Source organism: Clostridium sp. AM33-3, assembly GCF_003480315.1.
In the GTDB taxonomy this organism is placed as follows: Bacteria; Bacillota; Clostridia; order Lachnospirales; family Lachnospiraceae; genus Brotaphodocola.
Window position 1 is genome coordinate 25,742 of sequence record NZ_QUIV01000032.1, and the last position, 10,106, is coordinate 35,847.

6 protein-coding genes are annotated in these 10,106 nt (G+C 45.0%); 3 read left to right on the forward strand and 3 right to left on the reverse strand.

Annotated elements, in window-relative coordinates; all coding sequences use genetic code 11:
• The coding region (locus DW819_RS14225) for a hypothetical protein (protein ID WP_243025886.1) at positions 1 to 1,675 on the forward strand (1,675 nt) is incomplete at its 5' end.
• Positions 1,676 to 1,757: 82 nt separating this feature from the next.
• Here DW819_RS14225 and DW819_RS14230 read toward each other — a convergent pair.
• From DW819_RS14230 to DW819_RS14240, 3 genes are all read right to left on the reverse strand, one after another.
• Positions 1,758 to 2,561: a tyrosine-type recombinase/integrase gene (locus tag DW819_RS14230; protein WP_118733802.1), complete on the reverse strand. Its 804-nt coding sequence runs from the start codon at positions 2,559 to 2,561 to the stop codon at positions 1,758 to 1,760.
• 274 nt (positions 2,562 to 2,835) lie between these two features.
• Entirely contained in the window at positions 2,836 to 4,512 is a 1,677-nt protein-coding gene (locus DW819_RS14235; protein ID WP_182432665.1) for an O-antigen ligase family protein, read from the reverse strand.
• 288 nt (positions 4,513 to 4,800) lie between these two features.
• Entirely contained in the window at positions 4,801 to 6,567 is a 1,767-nt protein-coding gene (locus DW819_RS14240; RefSeq protein ID WP_182432666.1) for a cell wall-binding protein, read from the reverse strand.
• A 388-nt stretch (positions 6,568 to 6,955) separates the two neighbouring features.
• Here DW819_RS14240 and DW819_RS14245 point away from each other — a divergent pair, with 388 nt between their 5' ends.
• Positions 6,956 to 8,731 (forward strand): sugar phosphate nucleotidyltransferase, encoded by a 1,776-nt coding sequence (locus DW819_RS14245; protein WP_118733804.1) that lies wholly within the window; start codon positions 6,956 to 6,958, stop codon positions 8,729 to 8,731.
• A 109-nt stretch (positions 8,732 to 8,840) separates the two neighbouring features.
• A complete protein-coding gene (locus tag DW819_RS14250; protein WP_118733805.1) occupies positions 8,841 to 10,025 on the forward strand; it encodes a cell wall-binding protein in 1,185 nt (394 codons plus the stop codon).
• The last annotated feature ends 81 nt before the right edge of the window (positions 10,026 to 10,106 follow it).

Sequence of the window (10,106 nt, forward strand, 5' to 3'; positions counted from 1 at the left end):
CGGTACCTGGTACTACTATGACAAAGATGGCAATAGAGTAGAGAACGAGTGGAGAAAATCTGGAGATAGCTTGTTCTGGCTTGACGGTGATGAGGGTGGCGCAATGGCTACCGATAAAGTCATCGAGGATGAGAGCAACTACTACTACGTAGATGGCAACGGTGTTATGGTTACCAACACCTGGGTTAAAGTAGTTAACGAGGATCAGGATGATGATGATCCGGCTGAGTACCACTACTACTACATGCAGTCCAACGGTAAAGCTTACAAAGCTGGCGACAGCAATACCACCAAGTTCAAAACTATCGATGGTAAGAGATATGCTTTCGATGACGAAGGTATCATGCTGTATGGCTGGGTTGATGCAAGCGCTAACCGCCTGACCGATGATTTCGCTTGGGAAGCTTCTATCGATGAGGATGTTTACTATCTGGGCAGCTGGGAAGAAGGTGCTATGAAGACTGGCTGGCAGAGAATTTCCGTATGGGATGATGCTGAAGACGATGATATGGATTACTGGTTCTTCTTCCAGACCAACGGTAAGAGATTCGCTAAACTTTCTACCACTGGTAATGAGTATCGTACCAAGAAAGTAAACGGTAAGACCTACGCTTTCGATGAGAGAGGTGTTATGGTTTCTGAGTGGGCAATTGCATCTGTAGCAAGCGCTAACACTTCTACCGCTTCTAACTGGGGTTACTTCAACAGCCCAGAAGATGGTGCTCGCGTAACCAAGGGTTGGTTCAAGGTAGTTCCGCCGAACGAGGACAATACCTTCGATGCTAACTTCAGCAACGGCGGCGCATTCGATACTAAGGATGCTGACGATGAGGATGAGAACTGGTACTACTCCAACGGTGATGGTACTCTGGAGACCGGTAAGATCAAAAAGATCAAAGGTAAATACTATGGCTTCATGCCAGATGATGGCCGTGAGGGCGCTGGTAAGATGATGACTGGTCTGAACCTGATCAAGGTTGATGCTGCAACCGGAATCGTTGATGATGTAGTTCTTGATGACATGGACAGCGATGATATCGATGATCTGTTAGATGGTGATTACGATTCCTACTTAGCAACCGGTTATACTCTGTACTACTTCGGTAACGATGAGGATGCCGATGGCGCTATGAAGACTGGTGCTGTATCTGCTACCATCGGTGGTGACAGCTACAACTTCTTCTTCAGAAAGTCTGGCGGTACCGAGAAGCGTGGTGCTGGTGTAAACGGTATCGATGATAACAAGTACATCTACAAAGCTGGTCTGAGAATCAAGGCTGGTTCTGATGATAAGTACAAAGTTGTTGAGGTTGTTAACACCAATCCGAATGGTACTACTCTGGATATCAACACCAACGATTACATCTCCGTTAAGAAGCTGTCTGGTAGTGCTGTAAGACGTCAGAACACTGCTGGTACTCCGTTCGTTAACAACGATGATGATACCGTAAACTACTACAAGCTGAACGGTCAGAACTATCGTCTGGTTAACTCTACCGGTAGCGTTGTTAAGAATAAGAGCGGCATCAAAGATGGTGATGACTGGTACTTCTTCGTAAACAACTACGATGTTAAACTGTACGCTAGCGAGAAGAACGTTGAGAAGACCAAGAACGCAGCAGGCAAGACTGTTAATTCTGTTCTGGTTAACTGGAAAAACGATTTCGCTAACTAATAGCCAGATTGTTAATTCCGATTAACGTAATTTGAAGCTTGAACACGGCTTCTGTCGAGAAAGACAGAGGCCGTGTTTTTTATTACCAGTCAATAATCTGGTTGATGATATTCTGCTGTTCGGTACTGGTTTTTCTCAAATAAATCCGAGTGGTTTCAATGCTGGCGTGTCCCATCAGGTCAGCAAGCATGGCAATGTCATTGTAGCGTTCCAGAAAGCTTTTCGCGAAGCGATGGCGAAAGGAATGTGGGTACACTACTGATGGATCAAGGCCATACCTGGAACCGAAGTGCTTTAACTGTACGGCAATTCCTCTTGCAGTAATCAGCTCCCCATATTTATTTAAAAACAGGAATCCACTTTCTTTTTTTGTTTCCGTCATCCATTTTAAGGTTTCCTTCTGCAGGGCGGACGGAATATAAATTCTTCGCAGCTTTCCGCCTTTGGAATACAGATCCAGATATCCAATCCGAACATGTTCACATTTGATCTGAAGCAGCTCGCTGACACGAGCACCTGTAGCTGCCAAAAAACGTACCACAAAATACCAGTACATCTCCTGATCCCGTTTCAAACAGTTCTTAAAGTACAGATAATCCGCTTCGCTGATCACATTTTCCAGAAATGGTTTCTGCTGTACCTTGACAGAGGGCAGCTTCCACTGCTCTTTCTTAATGCTTTCCAGATAACAATTCATTGCCCGGATGCGCAAGTTGACAGTCTGTGGTTTATAATGCTCGATCAGGTAAACCTTGTAATCACGCAGATTCTGTTTACTGAGTTTGTCATACTTTTCTTCAAACTGATGAAGTGCGTAAAGATACGATATGATTGTGTTTTTCGACAAATTCTGGTCTGTCAGATACGTTTTGAATTCCTTTTCCATAGAGTGTCTCCTTTGTAAAAATAATTGATATGAATTTGCCTGTGAACAAAAAAACAATGTACACAGATAATATATCGTCATACTATTATATCGAACTATGGCGTGAATTCGCGTATCTATGCTCATCCAAGGTTTTATGTAGTCAAAGCCACAGCAAGGTAATGATCTATAGCGATTCCACAGATTAAGGATTTGCATCATTATCGACGTACGCCGCCGGCGCACTAAAAAAAGACAATTTCGTATATTTTACCAAAATTGTCTTTTTTTCATTTCAGACCATATCGGCCTGGCTATTTTCATTTTTTATTTTACCAGATCGTATTATTGCAATTCCCATGCTGAGCATCCCCCATAAAAGCGGAGCCGTGATTGGAAGATTCAAATTTACCATAGCCTGGAAACAATAGCAAATCACCGCCCATGCACAAGCTATTGCATATTCTTTTTTGATATTACATTTTAGCATACTACGACAGCTGAATATAATAAATATCCAGTAAGCAATCAAGCCTATCGGTCCAATTGTCAGCAGAAACTGCAGATATTCATTATGTGCATTATCAAATAATAAACCTGTAGTATCTATCATATCTCCAAAAAATTTTTGTGTAGTTAAAATGCCAAAGGTGTCTGGACCATATCCAAACAGTTTATGCATCACAGGAAATTTTCCATATGCCTCTATAGATTTTCTCCAGATATATCCCCGGCTGGTTCCCCATTCATCGTTAAATACCAAATAATTAGCAAGACTGCTGTATCGCTCTTCATGGCCCAAAAAATTTGCATCAACCAGCAAAAACATTATGACACAAAAAACTATTACTAAAAAAATCATCCAGCCTCTGCGCAGCAATGGAGACAATTCATCGGTCGCCTGTTTCTGTACAGAATCTTCTTTTCTCATTATCGTAGTATTTCGTCTAAAGACTACATATACCGTTATTGTTACTCCCCATAACACCAACACAAGCAGCAAAAGTCCTGGCAGATTTACCACAACTTTAAACAAACTATCCAACCCCAGCACAACGCTCTCATACCTGTGATTAATAAAATCTACACACTGGATCACCGTAGCAAAAGTAGAAAGCATGACTAAATAGCGGATCAGTCCTCGCTTGCTCTGGAAAAGCATTAATGGCATAAAAGCGAATAACGCGCCAAGTGCAAGATACGCATTATCACTACACCCCATAATAATAGCCATAAACGAGATAAACAAGCATACATACGCCCATATTAAATTCCAACGTTTTTCTGTTGTCACAAATATTCCAGCAGCCGCTCCCATGATCAAAGCAATATAAGCTGTATACGTGTTGATATTTCCTATCGTTGAAGTAAAAATAGCAGACTCTGACGGTTTAATTTTCACACGAAAATGAAAGATATCCATTTGAAAATAATCTGTGATTCCAATTGCACATACAATAATCCCGGCCAGAAGAAAAGCATAAATCAGCCAGCTTTGTGCTTTCCAAAATCGGCTCACCACAAAATACATTACCACATATAACGTCATTAAGAAAAGCCCACTATACCTTCCTTCATTTCCCCAGAATGATTCATAAAAATATTCTGACTGAAAGGTAGAAATGAGCGCCACCAGCCAAAAAACTAAAACTGCTACATCCGCCGGATAAAATAACTTTTTCCAATTTGCCGGTTTCAAAGCCGCAAACAATGTTTTGGCGTGTTCTCCTCCAAATTCCTTAAAATCGATAACCAACATGGCCAAACTCAAGATCAGCACTATCGCCAGCATGAGCAAAAAACTTCCATAATACCATTTGTATTTTGCTTCCAAAATATCGAAATAGGAATTGTGAAGATACAATGGAAGGCCCATCACCAGGGCCGATAAGAAAACACTAATCACCCCACTGATGATCGAAGCACAACTGGTTGCAAATGGATCCGTCTCAATATTTCTATGGTTTTCCATAAATCCTCCTCTACCATTTCTAATTAGCAATATGTCTCTTCCGCAATCGGAATAGATATCATTCATTATACGTTCTTTTTCTACTTTAAACAATGCCTATTTCATTTTTCCTGTTTGCCTGAAATCTAAAGAGTAGTTTATCGATTATTAATAGAAATAATAGGAGTCTTATTTTTTACATAAAAACAGGGCAGCTACATGATATATTTGTCATGTAGCCGCCCTGCGACTATATTTCTATAGTTTTAAAGTTTCTAAAAGCGAACTATAATTATTCGTCCTTAGAGATTATCTGTCGATGATATCGCTCAGAGTAATGGTAGTACCATTATCAATGGTAACATTCTTGTCACCAGCTTTTCTCAGCTCAACACCATTGACATCCTTCGGAGCTGGCTTACCAGTCTCAGCAGTCAGAGTCTTGTTGTTGCTGTACATAACGATCTGCTTGTTCTCTACATAGAAGTACCAGTCATCGCCATCCTTAGCAGCGGTCTTATTCTTAACGATAGTACCGCTGGTGTTTACCAGATAGAAGTTGCTGCCTAAAGAGCCAACATACTTAATGGTATCGCCATCTTTGTTCTTGTTGGTAGCCTCCTCAGCAAGGCCTCTCATCTTAGCGGTATCGATCTCTTCTACAACTGCGTTATCATCGCCGGTATCGCCGGTAGCGTAAACAACTTTGTACTTATCCTCAGAATCAGCTTTCATCTTCATACCGAACTTGTAGATGTACTTGTTGTCATCAATACCAGTCTGGCCTTTACCCTTGCTCTCAGCACCGCCTGCTTTGCTGAACAGGAACTGATAGGAATCGCCATCCAGGTTAATGGTGGTGTTACCAGTCTTCATAGCACCGTCAGCATCCTCATCGCTACCGAAGTAGTACAGAGAAGCATTCGGGTTGCCATACATAGCTGCGTACTTGCCTTCGCCGTCCATGCAGTCATCAAGATCATCAGCATCCATGTCGCGCTCGATTACTTCAGTAATCTTGCCATCCTGTACAACCAGAGCACACAGACCAGTCAACATGGAACCAGCTTTGTCAGTTCCCTCCGGATAGAAGCCATAGTATTTGCCTTTGATCTTCTTGATCTCGCCAGCGTATAACTCGCCGTCGCCATCAGCGTAGTACCATCTCTCGTTCTCATCCTCAGCATCGCCAGGTGCGAAGGAGGTTACACCATAATCTTTGAAGGTGTTGTCGTTGTCATCATCAGGAGCTACTACCTTGAACCAACCCTTGGTTACACGAGCGCCATCCTCCGGGCTGTTGAAGTACTGCCAGTTGGATACGGAAGAAGAGCTTGCAGCAGCGCCGCTTGCAAGTGCCCACTCGTATACCATTACACCACGCTCATCGAAACGATAGTGTTTACCGTTGAGCTTCTTATCTGTAGTAGAGAAACGCTTTTTACCGTTGGACTTGAAGTTGAACCAGTAATCGTAATCGTCATCCTCATCCTGATCGTAAACGCTTACTTTCTGCCAGCCAGTCTTCAGAGCACCATCTTCCCAGGAACCCATGTAGTATTCAGCGGTCTCCCAGTCAGAATCATCGGTAGCCAGGGTAGAATCATCGTTTACCCAGCCATACAGCATCTTACCATCCTCATCGAAAGCATATTTCTTGCCATCGATAGTCTTGAAGGTGGTGTTGCCGCTGTCTTTTGCTTTGTATGCTTTACCACTATTCTGCATGTAGTAGTAACGGTACTCAGCCGGATCATCATCATCCTGATCCTCGTTAACAACCTTAACCCATGTGTTGGTAACCATAACACCGTTGCCATCTACGTAGTAGGTGTCATCATCGTCATCAACCAGTTTGTCGGTAGCCATTGCGCCACCCTCTTCGGAATCAAGCCAGAACCAGTTGTCTCCGGATTTTCTCCACTCGTCTTCTACTCTATTGCCATCTTTGTCATAGTAGTACCAGGTACCATCTTCCTCAACCCAACCCTGAGCTGCGAAAGAGGTCATAGCACCACCGATAGCTAACAGAGCTGCCGCAGATGCAACTGCAACTACTTTAGTCTGCTTTCTCATAATGGATGCACTCTCCCTTTTTACTTTTTTGAATTTGCTACGAAATTCCTAAATTGCATTACGAGACGATTATACTTCCTATAAGGCAAATTATCAATAGTTTTTTACATTTTTTCTGTGTTTAGGAATAAATGCAAATCTATGTAACTGCTTCTGGAAGTTCCCATCTCTCCATCACACTGACAGTATAATATAGTTTTTTCCGAAATGCTATAACGAAACCCTAAGCGTTTTCTTACGAAAACCTTACGAAACCTATAGTTTTTCCGAAATATGTACTTATATCCATACAATTTTGTTTGTGGGCTGTACCTGTTCACTGCTTTGTGCTATAGTGTTCATATATTCCTGTTTTTATTGTTTTTTGAACATTTATGGAGGTTTTTCAATGGATCGGATTGGTTTGATTTGTCGTTATATAAAAGAAGATCCGCGCAGCACGCAGAGGGATCTGGCGCAGAAAACGGGGTTTTCCGTCGGAACGGTGAACACCTTAATTAAGGAGGCTATGCAAAAACGGCTCATTGCCCAGGGCAAAAGTGTGGCAGGCACCTATGAGCTGACGGGAGCTGGGGATGAGTTTCTGGATCAGTTTAAGGTGGACGGTGCGCTGATCATTGCTGCAGGATTTGGTTCCCGCTTTGTTCCGCTTACGTTTGAAACACCGAAAGGGCTGCTGGAGGTGTTCGGTGAGCGGATGATCGAGCGCCAGATCCGGCAGCTGCATGAGGCCGGCATCACGGACATTACCATTGCCGTAGGGTATCTGAAGGAAAAGTTTGAATACCTGATCGACAAGTATCAGGTAAAGCTGCTTTATAATCCGGAATATGCCAGCAAGAATACGCTGACCACCATTTACCGCGCCAGAAAGGTGCTAGCGGGCAAAAACATGTACATTCTTTCTTCCGACAACTGGCTGCGGGACAATATGTTCCACGCTTACGAGTGCGGTGCCTGGTATGCTTCTTCTTATATGGAAGGGGATACGTCGGAATGGTGTCTTTCCTTTAACAAAAAGGGACGCATCACCCATGTGGAAGTGGGCGGGCACGATTCCTGGGTCATGTACGGACCGGTGTTCTTTTCTGCATCGTTCTCCGAACAGTTTCTGCCTCTTCTGGAGCAGTATTACCACACCCCCGGCACGGAGCAGTTTTACTGGGAGAATGTGCTGATCGAGCACCTGGATACGCTGGAGATGGATATCAACCGGCAGCCGGAGCATCAGATTTATGAATTTGAAAATCTGGAGGAGCTGCGCCGGTTTGACCCCCGCTACCAAAATCATTCTGATAATACCGCGCTGGAGCTGGTTTCTCAGGTTTTTGAAGTGCCGGAGTCAGAGATCCACGATATCCGCTGTCTGAAATCCGGAATGACCAACAAATCTTTCCTGTTCCAGCTGCAGGGCAGACATTATATCTGCCGCATTCCCGGCCCGGGTACCGAACTGCTGATCAACCGGAAGGAGGAGGCGGAGGTATACCGCACCATCCAGCCGCTGCATATTTCGGAGCATATCATCTATATGAACGGCGATACCGGCTACAAGATTGCCGAATACTATGAGGGAGCGCGCAATTCCCGGGCGGATGACTGGGAGGATGTCGCAAAATGCATGGAGCTGGTACAGCGCCTGCACAATTCCGGGCTGACCGTAGCTCATGAATTTAATATCCGGGAGCGGATTGCATTCTATGAGGGGCTATGCGCAGCACATGGCGGCACCCGTTTTGAGGATTATGCCGAGGTCCGCAGTCACATGAACGAGCTGATGGATCAGCTGGATGCCATGCAGCGTCCAAGGGTTCTCTCTCACATTGACAGTGTGGCCGATAACTTCCTGTTCCTGCCGGACGGTTCTGTGCGCCTCATTGACTGGGAATATGCCGGAATGTGCGATCCGCTGATCGATCTCAGCATGTGTGCCATCTATTCCTATTATGATGAAGCAGCAACCGAAAAGCTGATGCAGATTTATTTCGGGCGGGAACCGGAGACAAAAGAACGCAAAATCGTTTATTCCTACATTGCGCTGGGCGGATTCTTGTGGGCGCTGTGGGCCGTATATAAGGCTTCTCTGGGAGAAGAGTTTGGAGAATATACGCTCATCATGTACCGGTATGCGAAAACCTATTACAAAAAGGTTTGTTTGTTGTAAGAAAAATGTTACCATTTTCAGACAGGGCTATGCTATAATCGAAATATCGAAGGATTGCAGGCACCAGAGACACGCCGCGATCATGTATTGTACGAAACAGGAGGATGGTATGAAGCACGCAAAAAGACTGACAGCAGCAGCCATGGCCGGATTCATCGGTGCTATAAGCCTTTTTTCCGGCGTAACTGCTTACGCTGCCACCGGATGGCAGCAGAATGGCAGCACCTATTACTATTATGACGCGAACGGGGAATTGCACAAGGGCTGGCTCAACACAGAAAACGGCTATTATTATCTGAATTTATCCACTGGCAAGATGACGGTTGGCTGGGAGAAGATCAACAATAAGTGGTACTATTTCCAGGGCAACGGCGTTATGGCGACCGGATGGGTGAAGGACAACGGCAAGTATTACTACCTGCTGACTGACGGCACCATGCACACCGGCTGGGTAAGCATTGACAATGTCTACTACTACCTGGGCGACAGCGGTGCCATGGCCACCGGCTGGGTCAACATGGACAACGGCTGGTATTACTTTGACCCAAATGACGGAAAATGCACCGTGGATCTCGCAAGAGAGATCAATGACAGCTGGTATATGTTCGGCAAGGATGGAAAGATGCTCACCGGATGGCAGCAGGTGGATGGCGCATACTACTATTTCCACACCGATGGCCGGATGCTCATCGGATGGCTCAGTGACGGCACCAACAGCTACTACATGGATCCGGCAAACGGACGCATGTCTACCGGCTGGAAGCAGATTGAAGGTTCTTATTACTATTTCAACAATTCCGGTCACAAGCTGACCGGATGGATCCAGGTAGACGGGACCTACTATTATCTGAATCCGTCTGACAAGGGACGCATGGCAGCAAACACCACGCTGAAGATTGACGGCATTTCTTACACCTTTGCCGCAAATGGTGCCTGTACCACCAGCGGAGGCAATGCCCTGAACGTAAATGGCAATACTTCCGGCAATAACAATACCACTGCCATTCCGGGAAGCAATTCCTCAAACAGCAGCGCTCCGGGAAGCAGTACAGCTTCTTCTGCCTCTCCTTCTGCTTCTCCGGGCAGTACATCCGGAAGCACTACGCCAGGAAGCTCCTCTTCGAATCAGAGCAACAACGAATATGTTTCCACCGGTCCGGCTACCGGCCAGAGCGATCCCAGCTTTAACGGCGTTGCTCCTTCCGGAAGCACGAGCCAGAGCAGCTCCGGCAGCAGCTCCAATTATGTGAATGGCCTGCTAAAAGCCGGCCTGACTACAGGTCCAAGACCTTAAGACCGTACTGTAAAACAAAAATGGGGCTGTCGCACTAACGTGCGGCAGCTCATTTTATATATCCAACACAAAACGCCGAGC

Bases quoted from the DNA above. Each gene is read 5' to 3' on its own strand.
- DW819_RS14230 (WP_118733802.1), bottom strand. From the start codon at position 2,561: ATGGAAAAGGAATTCAAAACGTATCTGACAGACCAGAATTTGTCGAAA.
- DW819_RS14235 (WP_182432665.1), bottom strand. From the start codon at position 4,512: ATGGAAAACCATAGAAATATTGAGACGGATCCATTTGCAACCAGTTGT.
- DW819_RS14240 (WP_182432666.1), bottom strand. From the start codon at position 6,567: ATGAGAAAGCAGACTAAAGTAGTTGCAGTTGCATCTGCGGCAGCTCTG.
- DW819_RS14245 (WP_118733804.1), top strand. From the start codon at position 6,956: ATGGATCGGATTGGTTTGATTTGTCGTTATATAAAAGAAGATCCGCGC.
- DW819_RS14250 (WP_118733805.1), top strand. From the start codon at position 8,841: ATGAAGCACGCAAAAAGACTGACAGCAGCAGCCATGGCCGGATTCATC.